The sequence below is a fragment of the Streptomyces sp. NPDC043854 genome (assembly GCF_056436005.1).
This window is the reverse complement of sequence record NZ_JBWKDK010000075.1, coordinates 1-26,448: the sequence shown is the minus strand read 5'-3', so window position 1 is coordinate 26,448 and position 26,448 is coordinate 1. Positions and strand designations below refer to the sequence as shown.

Annotated in this window: 21 protein-coding genes, 1 tRNA gene and 1 pseudogene; 8 read left to right on the top strand and 15 right to left on the bottom strand. The window is 70.7% G+C overall.

Annotated elements, in window-relative coordinates; genetic code table 11:
- Positions 1–102 precede the first annotated feature (102 nt).
- The 4 genes from AC068A_RS34600 to dnaK are packed head-to-tail and all read right to left on the bottom strand — an operon-like array spanning position 103 to position 4,344.
- Positions 103–573, bottom strand: coding sequence for a heat shock protein transcriptional repressor HspR (locus AC068A_RS34600; protein WP_478590254.1), 471 nt, complete (start codon positions 571–573; stop codon positions 103–105).
- Between the two features lies 1 nt (position 574).
- On the bottom strand, positions 575–1,756 hold the full coding sequence (dnaJ, locus tag AC068A_RS34595; RefSeq protein ID WP_478590253.1) for a molecular chaperone DnaJ: 1,182 nt from the start codon (positions 1,754–1,756) through the stop codon (positions 575–577).
- A 48-nt stretch (positions 1,757–1,804) separates the two neighbouring features.
- Positions 1,805–2,500 (bottom strand): nucleotide exchange factor GrpE, encoded by a 696-nt coding sequence (gene grpE / locus AC068A_RS34590; protein WP_478590252.1) that lies wholly within the window; start codon positions 2,498–2,500, stop codon positions 1,805–1,807.
- Positions 2,500–4,344: a molecular chaperone DnaK gene (gene dnaK, locus AC068A_RS34585; RefSeq protein WP_478590251.1), complete on the bottom strand. Its 1,845-nt coding sequence runs from the start codon at positions 4,342–4,344 to the stop codon at positions 2,500–2,502. The genes grpE and dnaK overlap by 1 nt, the downstream gene beginning before the upstream one ends.
- Before the next feature lie 264 nt (positions 4,345–4,608).
- Here dnaK and AC068A_RS34580 point away from each other — a divergent pair, with 264 nt between their 5' ends.
- From AC068A_RS34580 to AC068A_RS34570, 3 genes and pseudogenes are all read left to right on the top strand, one after another.
- On the top strand, positions 4,609–5,217 hold the full coding sequence (locus AC068A_RS34580; protein ID WP_478590250.1) for a sugar transferase: 609 nt from the start codon (positions 4,609–4,611) through the stop codon (positions 5,215–5,217).
- Positions 5,218–5,327: 110 nt separating this feature from the next.
- Positions 5,328–7,535: pseudogene (locus tag AC068A_RS34575) on the top strand (heterodisulfide reductase-related iron-sulfur binding cluster); the annotation flags it as partial.
- Positions 7,536–8,186: 651 nt separating this feature from the next.
- The gene (locus tag AC068A_RS34570) at positions 8,187–9,119 is read left to right on the top strand and encodes a Yip1 family protein (protein WP_478590249.1); all 933 of its coding nucleotides are present in this window, start codon (positions 8,187–8,189) and stop codon (positions 9,117–9,119) included.
- Between the two features lie 91 nt (positions 9,120–9,210).
- Here the strand turns inward: AC068A_RS34570 and AC068A_RS34565 are convergent, their stop codons facing one another.
- Together AC068A_RS34565 and dcd are read right to left on the bottom strand one after the other, a co-directional pair.
- Complete coding sequence (locus tag AC068A_RS34565; protein WP_179172805.1) at positions 9,211–9,708, bottom strand: phosphoribosyltransferase; 498 nt, start codon at positions 9,706–9,708, stop codon at positions 9,211–9,213.
- On the bottom strand, positions 9,705–10,292 hold the full coding sequence (dcd, locus tag AC068A_RS34560) for a dCTP deaminase (RefSeq protein WP_478590248.1): 588 nt from the start codon (positions 10,290–10,292) through the stop codon (positions 9,705–9,707). The genes AC068A_RS34565 and dcd overlap by 4 nt, the downstream gene beginning before the upstream one ends.
- 469 nt (positions 10,293–10,761) lie before the next feature.
- On the opposite strand from dcd, the gene AC068A_RS34555 reads away from it, so the two are divergent.
- Positions 10,762–10,832, top strand: a tRNA-Gly gene (locus AC068A_RS34555).
- A 428-nt stretch (positions 10,833–11,260) separates the two neighbouring features.
- Here the strand turns inward: AC068A_RS34555 and AC068A_RS34550 are convergent.
- On the bottom strand, positions 11,261–11,758 hold the full coding sequence (locus tag AC068A_RS34550) for a hypothetical protein (RefSeq protein ID WP_478590247.1): 498 nt from the start codon (positions 11,756–11,758) through the stop codon (positions 11,261–11,263).
- Positions 11,759–12,428: 670 nt separating this feature from the next.
- Between AC068A_RS34550 and AC068A_RS34545 the strand changes: the two genes are divergently transcribed.
- Together AC068A_RS34545 and AC068A_RS34540 are read left to right on the top strand one after the other, a co-directional pair.
- A complete protein-coding gene (locus AC068A_RS34545; RefSeq protein ID WP_478590246.1) occupies positions 12,429–13,598 on the top strand; it encodes a glycosyltransferase in 1,170 nt (389 codons plus the stop codon).
- A 156-nt stretch (positions 13,599–13,754) separates the two neighbouring features.
- Positions 13,755–15,002 (top strand): glycosyltransferase, encoded by a 1,248-nt coding sequence (locus tag AC068A_RS34540; protein WP_478590245.1) that lies wholly within the window; start codon positions 13,755–13,757, stop codon positions 15,000–15,002.
- A 46-nt stretch (positions 15,003–15,048) separates the two neighbouring features.
- Here the strand turns inward: AC068A_RS34540 and AC068A_RS34535 are convergent, their stop codons facing one another.
- The 5 genes from AC068A_RS34535 to AC068A_RS34515 form a co-directional block, all read right to left on the bottom strand.
- On the bottom strand, positions 15,049–17,235 hold the full coding sequence (locus tag AC068A_RS34535) for a heavy metal translocating P-type ATPase (protein WP_478590244.1): 2,187 nt from the start codon (positions 17,233–17,235) through the stop codon (positions 15,049–15,051).
- 2 nt (positions 17,236–17,237) lie between these two features.
- On the bottom strand, positions 17,238–17,534 hold the full coding sequence (locus AC068A_RS34530) for a DUF1490 family protein (protein ID WP_478590243.1): 297 nt from the start codon (positions 17,532–17,534) through the stop codon (positions 17,238–17,240).
- Positions 17,535–17,630: 96 nt separating this feature from the next.
- A complete protein-coding gene (locus tag AC068A_RS34525; protein ID WP_478590242.1) occupies positions 17,631–18,554 on the bottom strand; it encodes a metal ABC transporter permease in 924 nt (307 codons plus the stop codon).
- A complete protein-coding gene (locus AC068A_RS34520) occupies positions 18,551–19,438 on the bottom strand; it encodes a metal ABC transporter ATP-binding protein (protein WP_478590241.1) in 888 nt (295 codons plus the stop codon). Before AC068A_RS34520 ends, AC068A_RS34525 begins: the two co-directional genes overlap by 4 nt.
- Positions 19,438–20,343, bottom strand: coding sequence for a metal ABC transporter solute-binding protein, Zn/Mn family (locus tag AC068A_RS34515; RefSeq protein WP_478590255.1), 906 nt, complete (start codon positions 20,341–20,343; stop codon positions 19,438–19,440). The genes AC068A_RS34520 and AC068A_RS34515 overlap by 1 nt, the downstream gene beginning before the upstream one ends.
- A gap of 178 nt (positions 20,344–20,521) precedes the next feature.
- Between AC068A_RS34515 and rpmF the strand changes: the two genes are divergently transcribed.
- Together rpmF and AC068A_RS34505 are read left to right on the top strand one after the other, a co-directional pair.
- A complete protein-coding gene (rpmF, locus tag AC068A_RS34510; protein ID WP_478590240.1) occupies positions 20,522–20,692 on the top strand; it encodes a 50S ribosomal protein L32 in 171 nt (56 codons plus the stop codon).
- Positions 20,693–20,699: 7 nt separating this feature from the next.
- The gene (locus AC068A_RS34505) at positions 20,700–21,860 is read left to right on the top strand and encodes a GTP-binding protein (RefSeq protein WP_478590239.1); all 1,161 of its coding nucleotides are present in this window, start codon (positions 20,700–20,702) and stop codon (positions 21,858–21,860) included.
- A gap of 181 nt (positions 21,861–22,041) precedes the next feature.
- On the opposite strand, the gene AC068A_RS34500 is transcribed toward AC068A_RS34505, so the two are convergent.
- From AC068A_RS34500 to AC068A_RS34490, 3 genes are all read right to left on the bottom strand, one after another.
- Complete coding sequence (locus AC068A_RS34500) at positions 22,042–22,893, bottom strand: immunity 49 family protein (RefSeq protein WP_478590238.1); 852 nt, start codon at positions 22,891–22,893, stop codon at positions 22,042–22,044.
- A gap of 247 nt (positions 22,894–23,140) precedes the next feature.
- Positions 23,141–23,995: an immunity 49 family protein gene (locus tag AC068A_RS34495; protein ID WP_478590237.1), complete on the bottom strand. Its 855-nt coding sequence runs from the start codon at positions 23,993–23,995 to the stop codon at positions 23,141–23,143.
- 17 nt (positions 23,996–24,012) lie between these two features.
- Positions 24,013–26,448: hypothetical protein (locus AC068A_RS34490; RefSeq protein WP_478590236.1), on the bottom strand; the 2,436-nt coding region annotated here is incomplete at its 5' end.

Genomic DNA, 26,448 nt, shown 5'->3' with positions numbered 1-26,448 from the left:
CCCCCCCCCCCCCCCCCCCCCCCCCCCCCCCCCCCCCCCCCCCCCCCCCCCCCACACCCCCCCCCCCCCCCCCCCCCCCCCCCTCCCCCCCCCGTGCCGGCGCTAGTCGTTCGTCCGCCTCGGGGCGGGACGCCAGACGACGAGGGCGTTGCCGCCCACCGGCGGCTGGTACTTGACCAGGTCGCGGCGGTACGAGGCGTGCACCTGGGCCTCGCGCTGCTGCATGACGGCGGCCGCGCCCTCCACGGCGGCAGAGAGCTCGGCCACGCGCTGCTGGAGCGCCTCGACCTGGTTCTGCAGCTCGATGATCCGCTTGATGCCGGCGAGGTTGATGCCCTCGTCCTGGGACAGCGCCTGCACCGTGCGGAGCAGTTCGATGTCCCTGGCCGAATATCGCCGTCCGCGGCCCGCCGTGCGGTCCGGGGAGACCAGGCCCAGGCGGTCGTACTGGCGCAGGGTCTGCGGGTGCAGACCCGAGAGCTGGGCGGCCACCGAGATCACGTAGACCGGCGTCTCGTCGGTCAGCTCGTATGCCCCGCCACCGAACCGGGGCTGTCGTCGGCGGCCGTCCATGTCATGCTCCCTTCGCGGACTCGAACAGCACGGCGCGCGGGTCGTCCGACTCCGTCGCGTCGCGGTACATCTCCAGCGCCTCGCGGGCCTTGTCCGTCAGCGCGGACGGGACTGCGACCTCCACCGTCACCAGCAGGTCGCCGCGGGTGCCGTCCTTGCGGACCGCGCCCTTGCCGCGGGCCCGCATGGTGCGGCCCGTCGGGGTGCCCGGCGGCAGCTTCAGCGTGACCGCGGGCCCGCCCAGCGTCGGGACCTTGATGTCGGCGCCCAGGGCCGCCTCGGAGATCGTCACCGGGACGGTCACCGTCAGGTTGTCGCCCTTGCGGCCGAAGACCGGGTGGCTGCCCACGTGGACGACCACGTACAGGTCGCCGGCCGGCCCACCGCGCTCGCCCGGCGCGCCCTTGCCGCGCAGCCGGATGCGCTGGCCGTCGGAGACGCCCGGCGGGATCCGGACCTGCATGGTCCGCGAGGACTTGGCGCGACCGCTGCCCTTGCAGACCTCGCAGGGGGTTTCTGCGATCAGGCCCCGGCCCTTGCAGTCCGCGCAGGGGTCGGTCAGCGAGAAGCCTCCGCCGCTGCCCCGCGAGACCTGGCCGGTGCCGACGCAGGTCGGGCACACCCGGGGGGTGCCGTTCTTGTCGCCGGTGCCCGAGCAGGCCTTGCAGGGGGCCTGGGAGGACATCCGGAGCGGGACCGTGGCCCCGTCCACCGCCTCCGTGAACGAGAGGGTGACCTCGGACTCGACGTCCTGGCCCCGGCGCGGCTGGGTGCGGGTCCCCGCACCGGCGCCGCCCCGGTTGAACAGGCCGCCGAACACGTCGCCGAGGCCGCCGCCGCCGCCGAAGCCGCCCGCGCCGCCGCCCTGGGCGCCTCCGAAGAGGTCGCTCAGGTCGAAGTTGAAGGAGCCGCCGCCCGCGCCGGGACCGGGGCGGAAGCCGCCGTTCCCGAACAGCGCGCGGGCGTCGTCGTACTCCTTGCGCTTCTTGGCGTCGCCGAGGATGTCGTTCGCCTCGGAGATTTCCTTGAAGCGCTCCTCGGCCTCGGCGTCTCCCTTGTTGGCGTCCGGGTGGAACTCGCGGGCGAGCTTCCGGTACGCCTTCTTGATCTCGGCCTCGGTGGCGTCCTTGGGAACACCGAGGACCTTGTAGTAGTCCTTCTCGACGAAGTCCTTCGTGCTCATCCCCGGTGTCCCTCCTCTCGCGCCATCACATGATCAGCTTTGCGGACGTCAGCCCTTGTCGGCTGCATCCGCGTCCTTGTCCGAGGGCGTGTCGCCCTCCCCGGACTCGGACTTGGGGGCCGCACCCGGCTGGGGCTCGGCCACCGCGACCCGCGCGGGGCGGATCGTACGCTCGCCGATCCGGTACCCAGGCTGAAGGATCGCCACGCAGGTCGTCTCGGTGACGTCCGGCGCGTACGAGTGCATCAGGGCCTCGTGGATCGTCGGGTCGAAGGGCTCGCCCTCCTTGCCGAACTGCTGGAGGCCCATCTTGGCGGCAGCCGTCTCCAGCGATTCGGCCACCGACTTGAAGCCGCCGACCAGTTCGCCATGGTCCCTCGCCCGGCCGATGTCGTCCAGGGTCGGGAGCAGCTCGGTCAGCAGGTTCGCGACCGCGATCTCCTTGACGGCGATGCGGTCCCGCTCCACGCGGCGGCGGTAGTTCTGGTACTCCGCCTGGAGCCGCTGGAGGTCACCGGTGCGCTCGGCGAGCGCCGTGCGGGTCTGGTCCAGCTGCGCCAGCAGGCCCGCGTTCGCGCCCTGGGCGGAGGGGGTGGACTGGTCGGACTGTGCTCCGGAGTCCCCGGCCGGGGCCGCCGGCTCCTCAGCGGAGGAGTCGGCGGTCTTCGGCTCGGCGGCGTCGTCGGGGGTGGCGCCGCCCGGGACTTCGGGCTTCTCCTCGAAACCCGCGGTCTCCTCCGGCATCAGGCCGCGCCGCCCTTCGGCTTCTCGTCGTCGACGATCTCGGCGTCGACGACGTCGTCGTCGGCCTTGGCCTGGCCCGCGTCACCGGCACCGCCGGCGGCCTGGGCGCCCTGGGCGTCGGCGTAGATCGCCTGGCCGAGCTTCTGGCTGACCGCGGCGACCTTCTCGGTCGCGGTGCGGATCTCGGCCGTGTCCTCGCCCTTGAGCTTCTCCTTCAGCTCGGCGACGGCGCCCTCGACCTCGGTCTTCACGTCGGCCGGGACCTTGTCCTCGTTGTCCTTGACGAACTTCTCCGTCTGGTACACGAGCTGCTCGGCCTGGTTGCGGGTCTCGGCGGCCTCGCGGCGGCGCTGGTCCTCCTCCGCGTACTGCTCGGCCTCCTGGCGCATCCGGTCGACCTCGTCCTTGCCGAGCGAGGAGCCGCCGGTGACGGTCATCTTCTGCTCCTTGCCCGTGCCCAGGTCCTTGGCGGTCACGTGCATGATGCCGTTGGCGTCGATGTCGAAGGAGACCTCGATCTGCGGGACACCGCGCGGGGCCGGCGGCAGGCCGGTCAGCTCGAACATGCCGAGCTTCTTGTTGTACGCCGCGATCTCGCGCTCGCCCTGGTAGACCTGGATCTGCACGGACGGCTGGTTGTCCTCGGCCGTCGTGAAGATCTCCGAGCGCTTGGTCGGGATCGTGGTGTTGCGCTCGATCAGCTTGGTCATGATGCCGCCCTTGGTCTCGATGCCGAGGGACAGCGGGGTCACGTCGAGGAGCAGGACGTCCTTGACCTCACCCTTGAGGACACCGGCCTGGAGGGTGGCGCCGATGGCGACGACCTCGTCCGGGTTCACGCCCTTGTTGGCCTCCTTGCCGCCGGTCAGCTCCTTGACGAGCTCGGCGACGGCCGGCATGCGGGTGGAGCCGCCGACGAGGACCACGTGGTCGATGTCGGAGAGGGCGATGCCCGCGTCCTTGATCACGTTGTGGAACGGCACCTTGCAGCGGTCGAGCAGGTCCGAGGTCAGCTGCTGGAACTGCGCGCGGGTGAGCTTCTCGTCCAGGTGCAGCGGGCCCTCGGCGGAGGCCGTGATGTAGGGCAGGTTGATCGTGGTCTCCGTGGAGGAGGACAGCTCGATCTTCGCCTTCTCCGCGGCCTCGCGCAGACGCTGGAGCGCCATCTTGTCCTTGGACAGGTCGACGCCGTGGCCGTTCGCGAACTGCTTCACCAGGTAGTCGACGACGCGCTGGTCCCAGTCGTCACCACCGAGGTGGTTGTCACCGTTGGTGGCCTTGACCTCGACGACGCCGTCGCCGATCTCCAGGAGCGACACGTCGAAGGTGCCGCCACCGAGGTCGAAGACGAGGATGGTCTGGTCGTCCTTGTCCAGGCCGTAGGCCAGGGCGGCGGCGGTCGGCTCGTTGACGATGCGCAGGACGTTCAGGCCCGCGATCTCGCCGGCCTCCTTGGTGGCCTGGCGCTCGGAGTCGTTGAAGTACGCCGGGACGGTGATGACCGCGTCGGTGACCTTCTCGCCCAGGTAGGCCTCGGCGTCCCGCTTCAGCTTCTGCAGGATGAAGGCGCTCATCTGCTGCGGGTTGAAGTCCTTGCCGTCCAGGTTGATCTTCCAGTCGGTGCCCATGTGGCGCTTCACCGAGCGGATGGTGCGGTCGACGTTGGTGACCGCCTGGCGCTTGGCGACCTCGCCGACGAGGACCTCGCCGTTCTTGGCGAAGGCGACGACGGACGGCGTGGTCCTGGCACCCTCGGCGTTGGTGATGACGGTGGGCTCGCCGCCTTCGAGAACGCTGACGACGGAGTTAGTGGTGCCCAGGTCGATGCCGACCGCACGTGCCATTTCAATTCCTCCAGCTGACTTGAGTGGAACGGACTCAAGAGTGCCGCACGCCTCCGTCCACGTCAACAGAGGTGAGTGGAGTCGACTCAACTTTTATCCCGGTCTTACGCTCATCAGCGAGCGGATCTCGAGCGGGGCGGGACCGAGCAGCGTGCACAGGGCGGGGCGGAGCAGCACGAGCGGGGCGGGGCCGAGCGGGCGATGCTCGCCCCCTCCGCTGCGCGCCACCCGGGAGCCGCCGCGACCGCAGGGCACGGTGCGTGCATGCCGCTGCCGCCGCTCACACTTCCCCCGGTCCGGCGCCCCACACGCAGGCCCTTCCCGCTCCGCCTCCGGCGCCTGTGCCGGCTGCCGCGTCCGCGCCGGCTGCCGCGGCGCCCCGCCTATCCGGCGAAGCGGGCGGTCGACCTCCTCGGGACGGCCGTCCTCCTGTGCGCCTTCCTGCTGCCGCTGCTGATCGCCGCCGCCCTGCTGTGCGCGGCCCGGGGCGGCGGCCGGGTCCTCGCCCGCGAGCCGGCGGCCGGGCTGGGCGGCCGCCCGTTCCGCACCTGGCGGCTGCACACGGACGGGGCCGGCCGGATCGGCTCGGCGGTGCGCCACTGCGCCCTCGACGGAATGCCACAGCTGCTGAACGTGTTGCGGGGGCAGATGTCGCTGGTCGGGCCGCGCCCCGAAGCGCGTACCGACCGGCCGGAGCGGCTGCTGGTTCGTCCCGGAATGACCGGTCTGTGGCAGGTCAGCACGCGCTCCGACCTCCCCTGGGAGGAGATGGCGCTGCTGGACCGGCACTATGTGGAGAGCCATTGGCTGGGGATGGATCTCGCAATCCTGGCGCAGACCCCTCGGGCGGCCCGTAAACACAGGCATGCCTGAGCGACACAGATCACCGCACGCTCACCTATATTGCGGCGCGGAGAATGGGTAACCTCAAGCCTTGACTCAATAAGTTACTGCTCAGTAAGTCCCGCCCGAGGAGCCCTCCCATGCAACTCGCCGCGATCATCGTGTCGCTGGTCCTGACCGTGGTCGGCGTCGCGCTGCTCGCCCGAGCCGTGGCGCAGATCTACCGGTTCGTGAAGCTCGGACAGCCCGTGCCGGCGGGCAGCCGCACGGACGACCCGAAGGCCCGAACGATCACCCTGGTCCGGGAGTTCCTCGGGCACAGCAGGATGAACCGCTGGGGCATCGTCGGCTTCGCGCACTGGTTCGTCGCGATCGGCTTCCTGACGCTGCCCCCGACGCTGGCCCAGGCGTACGGCCAGCTCTTCCAGGCCGACTGGACGCTGCCGATCCTCGGCGGCTTCCTGCCGTTCGAGCTGTACATCGAGTTCATCGGCCTGATGACGGTCCTCGGCATCGTCGTGCTGATGGCGATCCGCCTGATGTCGCTGCCGTCGCGGGCCGGCCGCAAGTCGCGCTTCGCGGGCTCCAAGGCCTGGCAGGCGTACTTCGTCGAGTACGTCATCCTCACCATCGGCCTGGCGATCCTGGCCCTGCGCGGCCTCGAGGGCGCGATCCACCACGTCGACTCGTACGAGCCGGCGTACTTCGTTTCGTACCCGCTGGTGCTGGCCTTCAAGGGCCTGTCGCTGCCGGCCCTCCAGAACGCCATCTACTTCACCGCGATGATCAAGATCGGCACCTCGCTGATCTGGATGATCACCGTCTCGCTGAACACCAACATGGGTGTCGCCTGGCACCGCTTCCTCGGCTTCCCGAACATCTGGTTCAAGCGCAACGCGGACGGCGCCAGCGCCCTGGGCGCGCTCCAGCCGATGACCTCGGGCGGCAAGGAGATCGACTTCGAGGACCCGGGCGAGGACGACGTCTTCGGCGTCTCCCAGGTCGAGCAGTTCTCCTGGAAGGGCATCCTCGACTTCTCCACCTGCACCGAGTGCGGCCGCTGCCAGTCGCAGTGCCCCGCCTGGAACACGGGCAAGCCGCTCTCCCCGAAGCTCCTGATCATGTCGCTGCGCGACCACGCGCACGCCAAGGCCCCGTACCTGCTGGCCGGCGGCGGCAAGACCATGGAGGGCGAGGAGAAGGCGACCGCGGAGCAGCTGGCCGGCGTTCCGGCCACCGCCCTGGCCGAGGCCGAGCGCCCGCTGATCGGCACGGTCGAGGAGAACGGCGTCATCGACCCGGACGTGCTGTGGTCCTGCACCACCTGCGGTGCGTGCGTGGAGCAGTGCCCGGTCGACATCGAGCACATCGACCACATCGTCGACATGCGCCGCTACCAGGTGATGATCGAGTCCGCCTTCCCGTCCGAGGCCGGCACGATGCTGAAGAACCTGGAGAAGAAGGGCAACCCCTGGGGTCTGGCCAAGAAGCAGCGCGTCGAGTGGACCAAGGAGGTCGACTTCGAGGTCCCGATCGTCGGCAAGGACGTGGAGGACCTCACCGAGGTCGACTACCTGTACTGGGTCGGCTGCGCCGGCGCCCTGGAGGACCGGGCCAAGAAGACCACCAAGGCCTTCGCCGAGCTGCTGCACATGGCGGGCGTCAAGTTCGCGATCATGGGCGGCGAGGAGAAGTGCACCGGTGACTCGCCGCGCCGTCTGGGCAACGAGCCGCTGTTCCAGCAGCTCGGCCAGGAGAACGTCGCGATGCTGAACATGGCCTTCGGCGAGGACGACGAGGACGAGTCGACGAAGAAGCCGAAGTCGGCGAAGAAGATCGTCTCGACCTGCCCGCACTGCTTCAACACCATCGCGAACGAGTACCCGCAGCTCGGCGGCGAGTACGAGGTCATCCACCACACCCAGCTGCTCCAGCACCTCATCGACGAGGGCAAGCTGATCCCGGTGACCCCGGTCGACGGCCTGATCACGTACCACGACCCCTGCTACCTGGGCCGCCACAACAAGGTCTACACGCCGCCGCGCGAGATCATGTCGGCCGTGCCGGGCCTGCGCCAGCAGGAGATGCACCGCCACAAGGAGCGGGGCTTCTGCTGCGGCGCCGGTGGCGCGCGGATGTGGATGGAGGAGCGGATCGGCAAGCGCATCAACAACGAGCGCGTCGACGAGGCCCTGTCCCTCAACCCGGACATCGTCTCGACCGCCTGCCCGTTCTGCCTGGTGATGCTGACCGACTCGGTGAACGGCAAGAAGAACGAGGGCCAGGCCAAGGAGTCCGTCCAGGTCGTGGACGTGGCCCAGCTGCTGCTGGAGTCCGTGAAGGCGCCCGCGCCGACGGAGGAGGAACTGGCCGCCGAGGCCGCCGCCGCTGCGGCGGAGGCCGAGGCCGAGGCGAAGGCCGCCGCCGCTGCCGCGGAGGCGAAGGCCAAGGCCGAGGCCGAGGCGAAGGCCGCCGCCGCTGCCGCGGAGGCGAAGGCCAAGGCCGAGGCGGAAGCCAAGGCGAAGGCGGAGGCGGAGGCCGCGGCGAAGGCCGAGGCCGAGGCCGAGGCCGAAGCAACGGAAGCCAAGGCGGAAGCCGCCGAGTCCAAGGCGGAGGCGGAGACCGAGGCCGCTGAGGCCAGGGCCGAAGCGTCCGAGGCCGAGGCCGAGGCCAAGGCCGAGGACAAGCCGGCGGAGGCGGACAAGCCGGCTGCCGACGACAAGCCGGCGGACGAGCCCAAGGCCGAGACCGCAGAAAACGCAGAAGACGCAGAAGACGCAGAGAAGGCCGAGCAGGCCGAGACCGCCAAGTAGTTCCGAGCCACTCCGCCGGAACGGCCGGTCCCCCGCCCAGGGGGACCGGCCGTTCCGCGTTTCCGGGGTCCGGGGTGGGGACAGCCCCCCCGGGGTCCCCTAAGGGATGTCACAGCTCAGCCGCAAAGGGTGGCTATTCCGGCACCCCGCCCACCGGCGCCCGCCGGACCAGGTACGTTCGATCACGTGGCTGGATTCAGGATCGGACGCGGCCGGGACGACAACCGCGCGCCTCAACAACCCCCGCGGCAGCAGCCGTACGGTCAGCAGCAACCGCAGCAGGCGCCGTACGGCCAGCAGCCATACCCTCCCCAGCAGCAGTGGCCGCAGCAGGCCACCAGCGCCGGAGGCCATGGCGAGCCGGAGTACTTCGACCCGTACGGGCACCCGCAGCCGCCCCACCAGGCGCAGCCGCAGCAGCCCCCGTACGGCCACGGAGGCCACGGCGGCTCGTACGCGAACGACAACCCGGGGCACACCCAGGTGTTCGCCTACGGCGAGGACCCGTACGGCCCGGCCGGGACCTACCAGGCTGGTGGCGGCGACGGCGGCGGCGCGGGCGTGATGGCGCCGGCCGGCCCGCGGCTGCCGTGGAAGGAACTACTCAAGGGCATCGTGCTGCGGCCGGGGCCGACGTTCCTGCAGATGCGCGACTACCCCGTCTGGGGCCCGGCGCTGATCGTGACCTTCCTGTACGGGCTCCTGGCCGTCTTCGGCTTCGACGAAGCCCGCAAGGACGTCATGGACGCCACCCTCGGCAACGCCGTCCCGATCGTCCTGAGCGCCGGTGTGGCCTTCGTGATCTGCGGCCTGCTCCTGGGTGCCGTCACGCACACGCTGGCCCGTCAGCTGGGCGGTGAGGGCTCCTGGCAGCCGACCGTGGGCCTGTCCATGCTGGTCATGTCCATCACGGACGCGCCGCGCCTGCTCTTCGCGGTGTTCCTGGGCGGCGACAACATGTTCGTCCAGGTGCTGGGCTGGGCCACGTGGGTGGCGGCGGGCGCCCTGTTCACCTCGCTGGTCAGCAAGTCGCACGACCTGCCCTGGCCCAAGGCGCTGGGCGCGTCCGCGATCCAGCTGATCGCCCTGCTGTCGATCATCAAGCTGGGCACCCTGTAGCCCGACCGGCCCGCCGGAACACGAAGGGGCCCGCGGCGCGCACTGCGCACCGCGGGCCCCTTCCTGCACCGGTCAGGCGTCTCCACACCGGTCAGGCGTCGAGGATCTGCCCCTCACGCTTGACGACGGGCGGCTCGACCGACCACGGGAACTCGATCCAGTCGTCGGTGCGCTTCCACACGTACTCGCACTTCACGAGGGAGTGCGACTTCTCGTAGATGACCGCGGAGCGGACGTCGGCGACGGTCCCGACGCAGAAGTCGTGGACGAGCTTCAGGGTCTTGCCGGTGTCGGCGACGTCATCGGCGATCAGGACCTTCTTGTCCGAGAAGTCGATCGCGTCCGGGACCGGCGCCAGCATGACCGGCATCTCGAGCGTGGTGCCCACGCCCGTGTAGAACTCCACGTTCACGAGGTGGATGTTCTTGCAGTCGAGGGCGTACGCCAACCCGCCGGCGACGAAGACGCCGCCGCGGGCGATGCTCAGGATGATGTCGGGCTCGTAGCCGTCCTCGGCGATGGTGGTCGCCAGCTCCCGGACGGCACGGCCGAAGCCCTCGTAGTTCAGGGACTCGCGTACGTTGCTCATGCCTCGTGCCTCACCTGGGTGCGGTGGAAGTTCTGGAAGGAGCGCGACGCCGTCGGGCCGCGCTGGCCCTGGTACCGCGACCCGTACCGGTCGCTCCCGTACGGGAACTCGGCGGGCGAGCTGAGCCGGAACATGCACAGCTGCCCGATCTTCATGCCGGGCCACAGCTTGATCGGGAGGGTGGCGAGGTTCGACAGCTCGAGGGTGACGTGGCCGGAGAAACCGGGGTCGATGAACCCGGCGGTCGAATGCGTCACCAGACCGAGACGGCCCAGGCTGGACTTCCCCTCCAGCCTGGAGGCGATGTCGTCGGGCAGCGAGATGACCTCGTACGTCGATGCGAGCACGAACTCGCCGGGATGCAGGATGAACGCCTCGTCGCCCTCCGGCTCGACCATCCGGGTCAGGTCCGGCTGCTCGATGGCGGGGTCGATGTGGGCGTAGCGGTGGTTCTCGAACACCCGGAAATAGCGGTCGAGACGCACGTCGATGCTGGAGGGCTGCACCATCGACTCGTCGAACGGGTCGATGCGCACCCGTCCGCTGTCGATCTCGGCCCGGATGTCTTTGTCAGAGAGAAGCACGTCCCGAGGATACGCAGAGCGCGCGAGCCAGCCCCAATCGAGAGCGCGAGCCCGCGCGCCCGGCCGCCTACCGCTTGCCGGCGTCCCCCACGGGGACGGCGTGCCTCAGGCGCGCGCACCGCGGGCACCGCAGCAGCCGGCCCGGGCCGATCCGGCCGGCACCGAGGTGCTGGAGCGGAAACGAAGCGGTACTGAAAACATGCCCTTCGGCACAACGGACGACGGTGTTCTCCATCGAGGCCCTTTCCCCAACCTGCCGTACTGCGACGAATCGCCACATTAGGGGATGTTCAGAACCTGCTCCAGCCGCCACTCCCGCGGCCCACCGTACCGATACGCTACGCCCCAACTCCCACGCGCACGAGCGCCGTTGCACCCCACAAACGACGACGACCCCGCGGACGATTCACCGGGGGTCGATCATGAGGTAGAGTGTGCAACAGTACCGCTCCAGCCCCTGGAGCGATCTGCGGATGTAGTTTAATGGTAGAACATGAGCTTCCCAAGCTTATAGCGCGGGTTCGATTCCCGTCATCCGCTCAGACACGAAGGCCCAGGTCACCGACCTGGGCCTTCGTCGTTGCCTATACCTCTCGGCCGCCCTTGCCGTGCCCTCCGCGCGCCCCAACTCGCATGAATTCCCTGGTTGGACGGCATGCCGGAAGCCCTTGAAACCAGGCGGGACAGGAATGTCCCGGGCGCCTGGGTCACCCGGACGCCTATACCGGGTGCGGCGCTCTCACGCCACACTGACCCTGATGGCATGACGTCCAGCCGACCGCAGGTCATCGTGCACGCACCTGACAGCCGAGGGCTACGTCCCGCTTGGTAGGTGTTGGCGAGGACGGGTAACGGCAGCCGCTGGCGCCGGCCGTCCGCCGTCCGCCGGTGTACTTCGAGGCTCCGAGTCCTGACGAACTCGACCTCTTCGACGAGCCCGCAATGCCAAGGCCGGGCCGACCACGGGGTCACTCGGTGACGGTGAAGGGGGTGTCCGCCCGACGGTCGCTGTCCAGCCCCACGGCCTCGACGGACTTCTGCTGGTCGTCCGCCCTCTCCGCAGGCACCTTGATCTCCGCGACGAAGCCTCCGTCAGCCGAAGCCGTGACGTCCCGGAGGACCCAGTCCTTGCTGTAGCTGCCGTGGAAGGTGATGCGTACGCGCTCGCCCGCGGTGAAGCCTGAGCCGGTGAGGGTGATCACCATGCCGCTGGAGCCGCTGTCGGGGGTCGCCTCGATGCGGGCCTTCTTCGACGACACCTTGGGGGTGGGGCTCGGGGCGGGGAGGGACTGGACCGGCTTTGACACCACCGGGGACGGGGTTGGCGAGGCGGCGGAGGACTGGGTGGAGGTAACCGCGGCCGGGCCTGGCTGCCCGGCGGGCTTGTCCTCGTCACCGCCCATCGCGACGGCGGCGATGACCGCGGCAGCGATGGTGGCCGCGGCGGTGATCAGCGCGGCAATCACAGGGCCCCGGGTCGTTCCACTGCTCGGTGCGTGGGACGGCAGTGGCGGAGCCGAGAGGTGGGGTGCATGGGCTGGGGGCGGGGGTACAGAGCCGGACGAGGGGCCCGTACCGCCGAGTTCGGACACCGAACAACCTCCAAAGCAGGGACCTGATCAGATGTGACCACCCACACTACATATGGTGATCACAAGTCAGCTTGCCGTTCATCACGCATGGTTGCCGACATTTATGCGATACCTGCCAGCGGCACGGGGGCGGCGAATCCGCCGCAGGAGACCGATCGACTGAGGACGCAGCGCCACGATCCTGCGACTCGGTGACGCTGACACCAGAGCCCCGAATGGGGTCCTCGTGTGAACGAACCGTCGAATCTTCACCGCGGGCCCGGATCCCTCCGTCGACCGCATGGCCGATTCGTCGGCGAGGGCGAGGCCTGGACCCATTGCGCCGGGGAGCTTGGCCTTCCGCGGTGTACACGCAGCGGAAGGCAGTGGGGAAGAGGGAGCACCCACCTCTCTCCATGATCAAGATATAGCGCACCGGGGGGCTTGCGGCAAGACCCCGGTGGTGCCGCAGAATCGCCGACCTGAGCCGGAAACGCGAGGCCACGGGGGTTGCGAAGTGCGTGTGTTGTTGTCGGTGTATGGGGCGCGCGGGAGCGTCGAGCCGATGGTGGGGCTCGCGGTGGGGCTGCGGGAACTGGGCGCCGAGGTGCGGGTGTGCGCGCCGCCGGACGAGGAGTTCGCGGAGCTGTTCGCGGGTGTCGGGGTGCCGCTGGTGCCGGTCGGTGCTCCGGTGCGTCCGCTGGTGACCACGGTGGTTCCGGGGTCGGCGGCGGGTCTGGCGCAGCGTATGGCTGCTCTGATGGACGCGCAGTTCGCCGTGATGGCCGTGGCGGCGGAGGGATGTGACGCGCTGGTGGCGACCGGGCCGCTGCCGGTCACGGCCGGCGCGCGGTCGGTGGCCGAGAAGCTCGGCGTTCGCTACGTGCACGCGTGTCACACGCCGGTCGGCCTGCCGTCGCCGCACCAGCCGCCGCCCGCGCGGCGGGGCCGGCCGTTGCCGCCGGGGGTGAGCGACAACCTGGAGCTGTGGGAGGTGGACGCCCGGAACGCGAACGAGATGTTCGGTGAGGCCCTGGGCGCCCGTCGGGCGGCGGTCGGCCTGCCGGCGGTGGACAACGTCCGCGACTACGCCTTCACCGACAGCCCGTGGTTGGCCACGGACCCGGTCCTGAGCCCGTGGCGGCCGACGGAGCTCGGCGTGGTGCAGACCGGTGCGTGGCTGAGGGCGGACGAACGCCCGCTCCCAGCCGATCTGGAGGCGTTCCTGGAGGCCGGGACGGCGCCGGTGTACGTGGGCTTCGGCAGCACGCCCCTGGGTGATGCGAAGGGCGTCGCCCGGGCGGCCGTCGAGGCGATCCGGGCGCAGGGCCGCCGCGTGATCGTCTCCCGCGGCTGGGCCGAGCTGGACCCGATCGACGACCAGGGCGACTGCTTCGCCGTCGGCGAGGTCAACCAGCAGGCGCTGTTCCGCCGGGTGGCCGCAGTCGTGCACCACGGCAGCGCGGGCACCACGACCACCGCCGCGCGGGCCGGTGTGCCCCAGGTCGTGGTGCCCCAGGGGGCGGACCAGCCCTACTGGGCCGGCCGCGTGGCCGAGCTGGGCATCGGCGCGGCACACGACGGGCCTACCCCGACCCTCGAGTCCCTCTCGGCCGCGCTCAGGACCGCTCTGGCCCCCGAGACCTGCGCCCGCGCAACTGCCGTGGCCGACACGGTCCGTACCGATGGGGCGACGGTCGCCGCGCAGCTGCTGCTGGACGCCGTCGGCCGATAGGGCGCGGGGCTTCTCCGCTCCTGCCGGGCGCACGCGCGAGTCCCGCATCGGATCCGGCATCCCCCTGTTCGAGGCTTGCCGCTCGATCGCCGGCCAAAGCCGGAACCCGGAATCCGAAACCCGGAATCCCGAATCCACAGAAATGAGAGTCGCTGCATGCGTGTGTTGTTGATGGCGTACGGGTCGCGTGGGGACGTCGAGCCGATGGTGGGACTCGGCTTGAGTCTGCGGGCGCTCGGCGCGGAGGTGCAGGTGTGCGCGCCGCCGGACTTCGCGGAGCTGCTGGGGACCGTGGCGCTCCCGCTGACGCCGATCGGCGAGCCGTTGCGGCCGGTCGTGAAGGCGGTGGTGACCGGGACGACGCCGTCGAAGGCCGAGGGCATGTCCGAGCGTGTGACCGCGTTGCTCACCACCGCGTACGACGCGGTCGCCCCGGTGGCCGAGGGCTGTGACGCGGTGGTGGCGACCGGCCTGGTTCCGGCCGCGGCCGCCGCCCGGTCGGTGGCCGAGAAGCTGGGCATCCCGTACCTGTCCGTGGCGTACTTCCCGGCCTACCTGCCGTCGCCGCACCACCCGCCGCTGCCGTGGCCGGGCCGGCCGCTCCCGCCGGACGTGACCGACAACCGGGTGCTCTGGGACCTGAACACCGAGAGCCTCAACGCGCTGTTCGGCGAGGCGGTCAACACCCATCGTGCGTCGATCGGCCTGCCCCCGGTGGACGACGTGCGCGACCACGTCCTCACCGGCCGGCCCTTGCTGGCAGCCGACCCGGTACTGAGCCCGTGGCTGCAGCCGTCGGACCTCGACGTGGTGCAGACCGGTGCGTGGATCCGGCCGGACGAACGCCCGCTCCCGGCCGATCTGGAGGCGTTCCTGGACGCCGGCACACCGCCGGTGTACGTGGGCTTCGGCAGCATTCCGGTGCGCGACGCGGAGAACGTCACCCGGGCGGCCGTCGAGGCCGTCCGCGCGCAGGGTCGCCGCGTCCTCCTCTCCCGCGGCTGGGCCGACCTGGAACCTGCAGACGACGAGGGCGACTGCTTCGCCGTCGGCGAGGTCAACCAGCAGCTGCTGTTCGGCCGGGTGGCCGCCGTCGTGCACCACGGCGGCGCGGGCACCACGACGACGGCCGCACGGGCCGGCGCGCCGCAGGTGGTCGTGCCCCAGTTGGCGGACCAGCCGTACTGGGCCGGGCGGGTGGCCGAGCTGGGCATCGGCGCGGCACACGACGGGCCGACCCCGACCTTCGAGTCCCTCTCGGCCGCGCTCAGGACCGCCCTGGCCCCCGAGACCCGGGTGCGGGCCGAGGCCGTGGCAGACACGGTCCGCACCGACGGGGCAGCGGCGGCCGCGAAGCTGCTGCTCGACACCATCAGCCGGGAAAGGCCGCCCGTGTCCGCGTGAACCCATGGCGGGAAGTCGCCGGAGTCACGGGCGAACGGGGCACGCGTCAGCGCAGTCGACGTTCCTCCAGCGGCGCGCGCTGGAGGACTTCGTCGGACACGCGGGGCAGGTGGGGGGTGTGGTTGACCAGGCGGGCGGAGTTGCCGACGACCGCAATGCTGCTGGTGTTGTGGAGGAGGGCGGCGAGGACGGGGTTCATGGAGCCGCCGGCGCCCGCGACGAGGCCGAGCAGGTTGACGCCGATGGCGAGCCCGTAGTTCTGCCGTACGACGCGCAGGGTGTGGCGGCTGAGCTCCACCACGGCGGCGACCTGGCGCAGGTCGTTGCCGGCGAGCGCGATGTCCGCGGTCTCCAGGGCCACGTGCGAGGAGTGCTCGCCCATCGTGATCCCGACATCGGCCAGAGCCAGGGCCGGGGCGTCGTTCGTTCCGTCGCCGACCATGGCGACGGTGTGTCCTTCGGCCTGGAGGTCGCGGATCAACTGGAGCTTGGCCTCGGGCAGGGCGTGGGCGTGGACCTCGGTGATGCCGAGGGCGTCGGCCACCACCTGGGCTGTCTCGGGGGCGTCGCCGGTGAGCAGGATCAGGCGGGAGACTCCGAGTTCACGCAGCTGGCGTACGACGGTGTCGGCGCCGGCGCGTACGGCGTCGGAGACGCCGAGCAGGCCGATCAGGTCCTCGTCGTGGGCCAGGCAGATGACGGTCTCCCCACCACGGCGCAGGTGGTCGGTCCAGCCCTGGGCGTCCTCGGAGAGCTCTATGCCGTACTGGCGCAGCAGGGCGGGGCTGCCCACCAGCAGCCGGGTGCCGTCGAGTTCGGCGCGCATGCCCATGCCGAGGACGACCTCGCAGGCCTGGTGGAGCGGCACGTGCAGGTGCTGTTCCTCGGTGTGCTCGACGATGGCCTGGGCGAGCGGGTGCCGGGCGTGGAGCTCGCCGGAGGCGGCCAGGCTGAGCACCTCGTCGGCGCCGAAACGCTCGCTGACGGTGACGACACTGGTGACCAGGGGGCGGCCGAAGGTGAGGGTGCCGGTCTTGTCGAAGACCACGGCCGTGACGCGGCCGACTCCTTCGAGGTGGGTGCCGCCCTTGATGAGGGTTCCGCGGCGGGCACCGTTGCCGATCGCGGCGCTGATGGCGGTCGGGGTGGCCAGGCCCGCGGCGCAGGGGCAGGCGATCAGCAGCATCGTCATCGCCCGCCGCGCGTCCCGGGTGACCACGTACGTCAGGGCCGCCAGGGCGAAGGAGACGGGGACGAAACGCTGGGTGAAGCGGGTGGCGACCGTCTGGATCGGCGCCCGGTCGGTCTGGGCCTCCTCGACCCGGGTGATGATCCTGCCGACGGTGGTGTCCCGGCCGACGGAGTCGGCGCGGACGGTGAGGGAGCCGGACGTGATGATGGTGCCGGCGTAGACGTGCGAGCCCGCGCGGGTGTAGACGGGCAGGGCCTCGCCGGTGACGGCAGCCTGGTCGACCAGGGCCTCGCCGGTCACGACGTGTCCGTCGACGGGGATGCGGTGGTGCTCGTACACGGCGACGACGTCGCCGGGCTCCAGCTCGTCCAGGCCGACCTCGACCTCCACGCCTTCGTCCCGGACCAGCCAGACCCGCTCCTCGCCGATGGTCAGCAGGTCCTCGATGGCGCGACGGGTACGGCGCAGGGTGAGGGTCTGGAGGAACTCGCCGATGTTGAGCAGCCAGAGCACCGTGAGGGCGACCACGTTCTCGCGCAGGACCAGGGAGATGACGGTGGCCGCGGTGACCAGGGTGTCGGTGCCGGGATGGCCGCGGCCGCGCAGGGTGCGCAGGGCGCCGCGGAAGAACGGCAGGCCGGTGAAGACCGTGACGATGCCGAGGAATCCGGAGGACCCGATGCCGATGCGGGGGCGGGCAAGGAGCCGGCGCAGCGCCACGAAGGCGAGGACGGCCCCGCCCACCACGAGACGGGCGACCTCACCGGTGGAGGAGTCGGGCAGGGACCGGGTGGCCTTGGCCGGGGCGGAGGCAGGGGGCGCTTCCTCCAGGGCGCGGACCAGGGCGTCCACGTCGAGGTCGTCGGGTGCCATCCAGATCACGACACTGCCAGTGCGGGGGAAGATCCGCAGGGCCCGGAAGCCGCTGAGCCCCGTGAGGCGGTCGTCGACGAGTCCGGCGCAGCCGGGCCGGTCCCGCAGCCAGGGCACGCTCAACCGGGCCCGCCCCGTTGCGACCGAGCAGACCAGGACCGTGGACATGATCAGTGCTCGTGATCGTGGTCGTGGTTCACCTTGACCGCGGAAGGCGGCGGAACCTCCTCACCGAGCGAGCTACGGGCCTCCGCCAGCATGTCCCCGGCTTTGAGCCGGGCTTCCTCGCCGGCCGAGGCCAGCCAGCGGCTCGCCACGATGCCGCCCGCCAGGCCCCCGACCAGCGCCTTGCGCGCAGCCGGCTTGGCATGGGGCAGCTGCTTGAGGATGACGCCGCCCACCACACCGGACACCGCGTAGTGAGCCAGCTTGCCGGCGGCCGCGCCGGCCACTGCGAGGGGATGCATCGACGCCTCCTTCCGCCGGCGCCCTCAGGGAGGGGCGCAACGGATCTCTCTTCCAGTCTGGACCCGGGTCCGGCGCCGGGTCGAACCGGGCCCGCTTCACCCGTGCGCGGCGGGCTGCCGCCCGGCCGGCTCCCGGAGCGCGGCCGCACGGCCCGCCCGGGATTCCCGCCGGGAGCCGGTGAACCGGCAGCAGAGGTAGGTCAGGAAGGCGATGGTCGTCACGTAGGGGCTGATGGGGATGGCGCTGCCCAGGGCGAGCAGCATCCCGCCCACCACCGCGACCAGTGCGAAGACGACGCTCAGTACGGGCAACAGGACCGGGGAAGCCGTGAGCCGGGCCGCGGCGGCGGCCGGGGTGACGAGCAGGGCGAGCACCAGCAGCGCCCCGACGATCTGTACGCAGAGGGCCACCGCCAGCCCGAGGACCAGCATGAAGGCCAGGGACAGGCCGCGTACGGGCAGTCCCCGGGCCTCGGCCACGTCGGGATCGGCGCTGGCGAAGGTCAGGGGGCGCCACATGAACGCGAGCGCCGTCAGCACCACCGCCGACGTACCGACGAGCCAGCCGAGCTGCGGGGTGTCGACCGCGACGATCTGCCCGGTCAGGATCCCGAACTTGTTGGCCGCCCGGCCCTTGTAGAGGGCCAGGCACAGGACGCCCAGTCCGAGGCCGAACGGCATGATGATGCCGATCACGGAATTGCGGTCGCGCGCACGGACCCCGAGCAGCCCGATCGCAGCCGCCGCCAGCAGCGAACCCGTGATGGAGCCGGCCACGATGTTGATCCCGGCCAGCAGAGCCGCCGCCGCACCGGCGAAGGACAGCTCGCTGATGCCGTGCACCGCGAACGGCAGGTCCCGCAGGATGACGAACACCCCGACCAGGCCGCCCACCAGGCCCAACAGCACCGCGGCCAGCAGCGAGTTGTGGACCAGTGCCAGCAGATCGCCGTAGCCGTCGAAGTTGAAAATCTGCTGCCAGATGCCCCTGCCGTCGCCGTCGGCGGCCAGGACGCTCACGGCGGCCCACCCCCGTTCGCCCGGTCGGCGTGCGGGTGCTCGGTGGCGGCGTCAGGCGCTCCCACCACCACGATGCGGTCCCGGACACGCACCACGTCGACCTCGGTCCCGTACAGCCGCGACAGCGTGGCGGTGGTCATGACCTCCTCGGGCGGTCCGAGCCGGAATCCGCCCGCGGCCAGGTAGAGCACCCGGTCCGCCGGCCCCAGGACGGGGTTGATCTCGTGCGTCACGAAGACGACTGCGGTCCCGGCCGTGCGGCGCCGCCGGTCCACGAGGGCGGTGACCGTGCGCTGGTGCCGGGGGTCGAGGGAGAGCAGCGGCTCGTCGCACAGCAGGATCCGCGGATCCGTGGCCAGCGCCTGCGCGATGCGTACGCGCTGCTGTTCGCCGCCCGAGAGGCTGCCCACGGGGGTGTCGGCGTACGGCAGCGCGTCGACGGAGTCGAGCAGCTTGTCGACGCGGCGGCGGACCGCCCCACCGGTGAGGGGCAGACCCCAACGGTGCCCGTCCAGCCCGAGCCGTACCAGGTCCCGGGCCCGCAGCCGCGTCTGGGCGGGCAGGGCCTTGTGCTGCGGGACGTAGCCGATGAGTCCCCCGGCGCGGTGCGGCGGCCGGCCGAGGATCGCCACGGACCCGGAGGTGAGCGGCTGCCGCCCCAGCAGGACGCGCAGCAGGCTCGTCTTCCCCGACCCGTTCGGCCCGAGTACGGCGAGGAACTCACCCGGCCGCACGTCGAGGTCGAGGTCGCGCCACAGGATCCGGTCGCCGTGCGCGAGTGCCGCCGCGCGCAAGCTGATGGCGGGGGTCGGGAGCGGGCCCCCGTCGGGGTGGTCCGCCTGCTCCGGCCGGGACAGCGGTGCGCGTGGCTCCGTCCGCTCCATCACCGCTCCAGGGCGGTTTCGAGTGCGCCGATGGCGGACGCCATCCAGGCGGTGTAGCCCTTGCCCTCCGGGAGGGTCTCGGTGACGGGCACCACCGGAATCCCGCTCTCCACGGCGGCCCTCTCGACCTTCTCCGTCTGCGGCCCGGAGGTCTGCTCGTTGTACACCAGGGCCTCGACCTGCCGCCCGGTGAACAGCGCCAGCGTCTCGCGCAGGACCCGGGGCGAGACGTCGTCGCCCTCCTCGACGGCCTCGCTGAACTCCGCCGGAGTCTTGTCGACCAGGCCGCACGCCTCTGTCAGGTACAGCGGTACGGGCTCGGTGACGGCCACCGGGGTGCCCCCGTGCCGGGCGGCGATCCGGTCCGTCCGCGCCTCCAGTGCCGCCAGCTCCTTCTCGAAGGCCTCCGCGTTCTTCCGGAAGACCTCGGTATCGGCGGGCGAGATCCTGCCCAGGGCCTGCGCGATCCGGTCCGCGAGCCGCCCCATGGTGGGCAGGTCGTACCAGACGTGCTCGTTGAACGGGCCTCCCCCGGCCGGGGACTTGCCCGAGACCTGCACCGCGTCGATCACCTCGGCGGAGGAATTGCCCGAGCTGCGCAACATCGTGCCCATGAACTCGTCGTAACCGCCGCCGTTCTCCACGACGACCTTCGCCCGGGACAGCTCCAGCTGGTTGCGGGCACTGGCCTCGTACGAGTGCGGGTCCTGTGCCGGATCGGTGATGATCGACACTACCGCGACACGGTCGCCGCCGATCTCCCGGACGACATCCCCGTACACGTTCGTCGAAGCGACCACCGGAATCCCGGTCGGCTCGCCTCGGGCGGGTTCGGCCCCGCTCCAGATCAGCGCCAGCGACACGGCGGCGAGGACCGCCGGTGCCCGTGCCGACATGCCGTGCATGCTGCCCTCCTCGACGAGGGAAGCCGAAATGGCAATCACTTGGATTATCGCCCCGCCTCCTGCCTCCCTCCACCGCAGCATGGCCTCCCCCTGAACTCACCCCCATCCATTCGTAATGACATCCATTTTCATATAGAGTTCGGAGGGTCGTTCCCCACCGCCTGCCCCGAGGTTTCCCATGGCTGTTCCCAAGCGGAAGATGTCCCGCAGCAACACCCGCCACCGCCGCGCCCAGTGGAAGGCGAGCACCCCTGCACTGGTCCCGGTCACCGTGGACGGCTCGGTGTACCTGGTGCCGCAGCGCCTGGTGAAGGCCTACGAGCGCGGCCTGCTCCGCCCGGAGGGCTGAGCCCCACATGGCACCGAACGGCCGGCTGCCCGTCACCGTCCTGTCCGGGTTCCTCGGGGCCGGCAAGACCACCCTGCTCAACCACGTGCTCGGCAACCGCGAGGGCCTGCGGGTGGCCGTCATCGTCAACGACATGAGCGAGGTCAACATCGACGCCGCGCTCGTGCGCGGCGGCGAGGCGGCCCTGTCCCGCACCGAGGAGCGCCTGGTCGAGATGACCAACGGGTGCATCTGCTGCACGCTGCGCGACGACCTGCTGGAGGAGGTCGACCGACTGGCCCGGGAGGGCCGGTTCGACTACCTCCTGATCGAGTCCAGTGGCATCTCGGAGCCGATGCCGGTGGCCGCCACCTTCTCCTTCCCGCGCGACGACGGCGCCACCCTCGGCGACCTCGCCCGCCTGGACACCATGGCGACCGTCGTGGACGCCGCGAACTTCCTCTCCGAGCTCGACGGCGGCGACGAGCTTGTCGCACGCGGCCTGGACCAGTACGAGGACGACGAGCGCACGGTCAGCGATCTCCTCATGGACCAGGTCGAGTTCGCGGACGTCATCGTCCTCAACAAGCTCGACCTGGTCGGGCCGGAGGAGGCCCGCCGGCTCCGGGCCACGCTGTCCCGGCTCAACCCCGAGGCGCGGATCGTCCCGGCCGTACGCGGGCAGGTGGCGCTCGAACAGGTACTGGGCACCGGGCTGTTCGACGTCGAGCGGGCCCAGCAGGCCCCCGGCTGGGTGAAGGAGCTCAACGGCGACCACGTGCCGGAGACCGAGGAGTACGGCATCTCCTCGCTGGTGTTCCGCGCCGAGCGGCCGTTCCACCCGCACCGGCTGTGGACCTTCGTCACCGAGGGGCTCGACAGCGGCGCCTTCGGGCGGATCCTGCGGTCGAAGGGGTTCTTCTGGCTCGCCAGCCGGCCGCGGGTGACCGGCCTGTGGTCGCAGGCCGGCGCGGTGGCCCGGTTCGAGCCCTCGGGCGCGCGCGGTCCGGAGACCACGCAGGGCCAGGAACTGGTCTTCATCGGCACCGGACTGCGCACCGAAGCCCTGCGCGCCGCCCTCGAGTCCTGCGTGCTGGCACCGGGCGAGCCGGTCCCCGCCGACGACGAGTTCCCGGCGTGGGAGACGTACGGCATCGACGACACCTGCGAGCACGAGCAGGTGGCCTGAAGTCCCCCGGGCCGGACGGTGGTTGCAGCCACGGCACCGTCCGGCCCGGCCCCTCCACCCGACGCCGCGCCCCAGAGTTCCGCTTCTACGAGAACCGCATCCCCGAGCTGCTGATCAACAATTCGGGCGCGCACAGCCGGATGTCACTCACCCCACCCGGAACGCGCGTGATCGGGGCGGATCAGGTGGGGAACTCGCCACACCAGTTACCGTCCAGCAGGGCGGTCGGCAGGTACTCGGATTCGACCTCGATCTCAATGCCCGCTTCTCTGGCGAAGCACGCCATGGCAAGTGGTGCGAGCGCGACGAGACCCGTGGCTTGGATGGAGCGGCTTTCCTCGCTCCAGTACTCCTTGTGCCACTGGAGGGCGGCGGCGAGTGCCCGGTTGAAGCCGGCGTGGTCATCACGGACGATGCGGTGGAACATCTCCATCGGCGGGTACATCAACCTGCCCGCCGTCTCCCGGTCACCGACAGCCTCGGGGTCGGTGCCGTCGATCGCCGTCACCAGCTTTCGGCCGAGATCGGGTCCGCCTACCCAGTAGGTCTGGAGGGTGTCGATCCACGCGTACACGTATGCGTCAGCCCGCGCGCCGTTCTCCCGCAGCAGGGACAGCGGCACCTGGCAGAGGGTGGTGATCCGGTCTCGCTCCCGGCACACCACAGCCAGGTAGAAGGCGTTGAGCCAGTTGCCCGGGGTCACATACCACTGCGGGCCGGTGGCCTGGAGCGTACGGGTCTTGTGCGCGATGCGGCACTCCACGTGTCCCTCGGCGATCGTCGCTGCGGCGAACACGGCGGATCCGACCTGCATTGCGTTCACCCAGGCATCCCACGTGGGGAAGATCGATGCCCGTGGGTCCAGCAGGCAGTGCCCCATGGCCAGAGTGAGCGTGGTGTGCTGGGCGCTGCCCAGCTTGCCGGGGCGTGCTTCCAGAACGTCGATCAGCTCCTGTGCATCGTCCTGGAGCACGGCGATGCCCTCTTCCGCATTCCCCGTGGGAAACGGGTGGCGGGCGATGATCGCAACCAACGTACTTCTCCTTCAGACACTGCGACGGCAGGAGTGTCCGGCGCTCCGGTTCGTACCACTGCGGAGGCGGGTCGGACCGCCGCCCGACCGTCCGCGTGCGGCATCGGTGAACAGCGCTGTGCCGACCTGCATGGCCTTCACCCAGGCCTCCCACGTCGTGAACCGGATCCGTGCGGAATGCGTGGCGTGGAATGGCGAGGGTCACGTGTGCCTTACGTGGGCGCGTGCCGCCCGCAGCCTCGCGGCACTATGCGTCGAACTCGCCACGCCAGGCGAAGTCGAGCAGGGCCTCGGGGAGGTAGCCGGACTCGACCTCGACAGGGATGCCGTTGGCCTTCGCCAGGCAGGCGATCGCCAGTGGGGCGAGGGCTACGACGCCCTGGATGTTGTGGGTGCGGTCCTCGTCGGCGGTCCAGTACTCCTTGTGCCAGCGGACCGCGTCGGCCAGGGCCTCGTTGAAGCCGGCGGCGTCGTTGCGCAGGTAGCGGTAGAGCATCATGATCGGCGGGTAGCGGAGCTTGGTCATCTCCTCCGCGTCAACGACGCGCGCGTGCTCGGCCGCGCTCAGGTCGACGGCGCGCACCAGGTGCGTGCGCAGGTCGTCCCGGCGGAGCCAGAAGCTCTGGAGGGTCTCCACCCAAGCGTAGGTGTACTCGTCCAGGGCGCCGCCGAAGTCGCGCAGCAGGGACACCGGGATCCGGGCCAGCATGTCGAGGCGGGCTGCTTCACGGCAGATGATCGCGAGGTAGAAGGCGTCGAGCCAGGTGTCCGCGTTGAGGTAGGTCTGCGGCCCGGTGGTGACGAGCTGGCGCTCCTCCTGGCGGATCTTGCAGGTGACCGTCTCCCGGTCAGGAGCGGCGGCGGCGAAGACAGCCGAATGCATCTGCATGGCCAGCAGCCAGGACTCCCACGTCTCCAGCATGACGGCACCGGGGTCCCCCACAGAGCGGACGAGTGCGACGTTCAGCGACTCCATGACAGCATCCGCCCTGGAGTTGTGCGAGGTCTCGATCTTCTCCAGCGATTCCGACAGTGACTCCTCCATGACGGGAACCACCGCCGCCATCCTGTCCTTCTGATAGTCCTGGCGAGGCACGATCACGGACACTGTCTCCCTTGTCATATCTTGAAAAATTCGAGGACAGCCCCAGCGTACTTACCACCGCCGTCCTTGGCCTTCACCATGGCGTACTCGAGGTTGCCGCTGTCCAGGGCCGTCTTGAGCTCCTTGGCAAGGTCCGCGTTGGTCCATACCTTGCCGGAGGCATCGGTCACTTGCAGATCCGGCCGGCGCTTCATCTCGGCGATGATCGTCCGCAGGTACGGCTCGGTTCCCTGCTTCACCATGAAGCCCTTGGCCGGACCGAAGCCCTTGCGCCAGAGGAGGCCGGAAGAAGGCGCCTTCGCCTCGATGACCATCAGCTTGCCGTCCGGACGGCGGTACAGCTGGTCGAACATGTTGGCGCCGTTGGGCGTCTTCGGGAGCGGCTGCTCCACCGAGCCGGGGAACCGCTCCGGGATCACGTGCAGCCGCGCCGCGTCCTCGCCCAGGCGTTCCGAGAACGAGGTGTTGTTGGAGGTGTTCTCGCCCCACCGCGGGGTCATGCGCGTGTCGAAACGCTCTTGCGCTTTCGCCAGCTCGTCCAGAGTGTCGGCGGTGGGCGAGGCCTTGTGTGCGCGCTCGGCGTTGGCGAGTTCCACGGAGGCCTTGCGGTCCTTCGCGACGTCGTCGAGGTGGTCGATCGCGGGATGCGTCTCGTCGCGTACGAATGGGTCACGGCCGAACCTGGTCTCGGATCCGGCGGATGGAAGGCTGTTCTTGGAGATCCAGGACCCGTCGCTGTCCTTTGCCAGGATCGGCAGCTCGACGCCGTCGATCTTGGTGTGGATGCTGTGACGGTGCCCGTCCGACCGGTAGTACTGGTTGAACCAGGTCTTGTCGGGATCGTTCGCCTTCGCCACGAACTCGTCCTGCTTGGCCTTGACCTGCTCGGGCGTCATCTGCTGCCCGGAAGCAGGCGGCGTCGGCTGGCCGTCGTGACCGCCGGCGGGGGTCGTTCCGTCGCCCGCCCGTGCCGCGTCGTCTCCGACGCCCGGGATGTCGTCGAAGCCGCCGGGTCCGTGGCCGCCCAGCGCGTTGTGGGTGCCGCCGGTGCTCGGGGTGCCCGGGTGCGTGCCGCCTCCGCCGGGGCCGTCCGTGTGATGGGTGGCGCCTGAGCCGGGACCGTCCGTGTGGGTGCCGGCCGTGGACGGGCTGTCCGGGCGGGAGCCGCCGCGGGGGGTGCTGTCCAGGTCGTTGCGCGGCATGCTGTCGGGTGCGTGGCCGCCCGGGGTGCCGTGGCCGTCGGCGCGGCCCATGGGGGTGTTGTCGAAGCCGCCCGGGGTGCCGTGGCCGTCGGCGCGGCCCATGGGGGTGTTGTCGAAGCCGCCCGTGCCGTGCGCGCCGTTGTCCACCGCGCGGAGCGGGTCGGAGATGTTGCTGGTGACGCGGGTGAAGTCGTCGCCACGGCCGCCGACGGCCGTCAGGACGCGGTCCGGGACCTCGACCTTGACCGGGGTGTCGACCCTGGGGACGTCCGCGCCCGGCTTCGTGTCCGGGGTCTTCTCGACCGGGGCGTCGTCGATGTGCTGGTAGAGGCTGCCGTCTGCCTTGTAGTAGTTGCCGTCGCCGTCGAGGTACTTCGCCGGCCCGTCGAAGGGCAGTTTGACCGTGCCGGGGGGCAGGGTGGCCGTGCCCTCGGGGAGTTTGATGGTGTTGTCCGGGAGTTTGATCGCACCGTCGGGGACCGCCGTGCCCTTGGGGAGCTGGATCGAGCCGTCGGGGAGCTTGAGGGAACCCTCCGGCAAGGCGAAAGCGCCGTCCGCATCGATCTTGGGGATCTCGATGTTGCCCATGCCCTTCAGGCCGGCCATCACATCGCCGATCTTCGAGAACCCGGCACCCGCGCCCTTGAAGATGTACGTCATCGGGTCGACCGCCCGACCCGTCTTGCCGGCGAACGACAGCGCCTTGGCAACGGCTCCCGCCTTGCCCGCGCCCGCCGCCGCACCGCCGGCACCGCCGGTGAAGACCGTGGTGAGAACGTTGAAGGTGACCGCGCCGGCCGCGCGGGACGGGTTCGAGCCCCACTGGTCCCAGGCCAGGAGCGCCTTGCCGGTCTCCTTCATCGCCGTGCGCGAGTCGCGCAGCCAGGACGGCAGCTTGTCCGAGGGGGCGGCGAGGAACAGCGGGCCGACGCCCGGCATCGCCGAGATCGCCAGGCCCGTCGCGAGCTTGGCCAGGCCCGTCCAGGACTGCTTGAACGTGTCCCAGCCCTGCAGGCCCACCAGACCGCCCAGGCCCTTCAGGGTGCCCCACACGCCGTCGACGACGATGCCCTTGCCGAAGTCCCAGGCGTGTTCCCACACCTGCCAGGCGGGGACGGATTCCTCCACCGCGTCGCCCCACGGCAGGGACTTGGCCTGCTTCAGCGCCTCCCCGTCGTAGCCGTACATGTCCTTGGCGTTGGAGCCGTCGTTCACCCGCAGCGGCTTCCCGCCCACCAAGGCGACGAT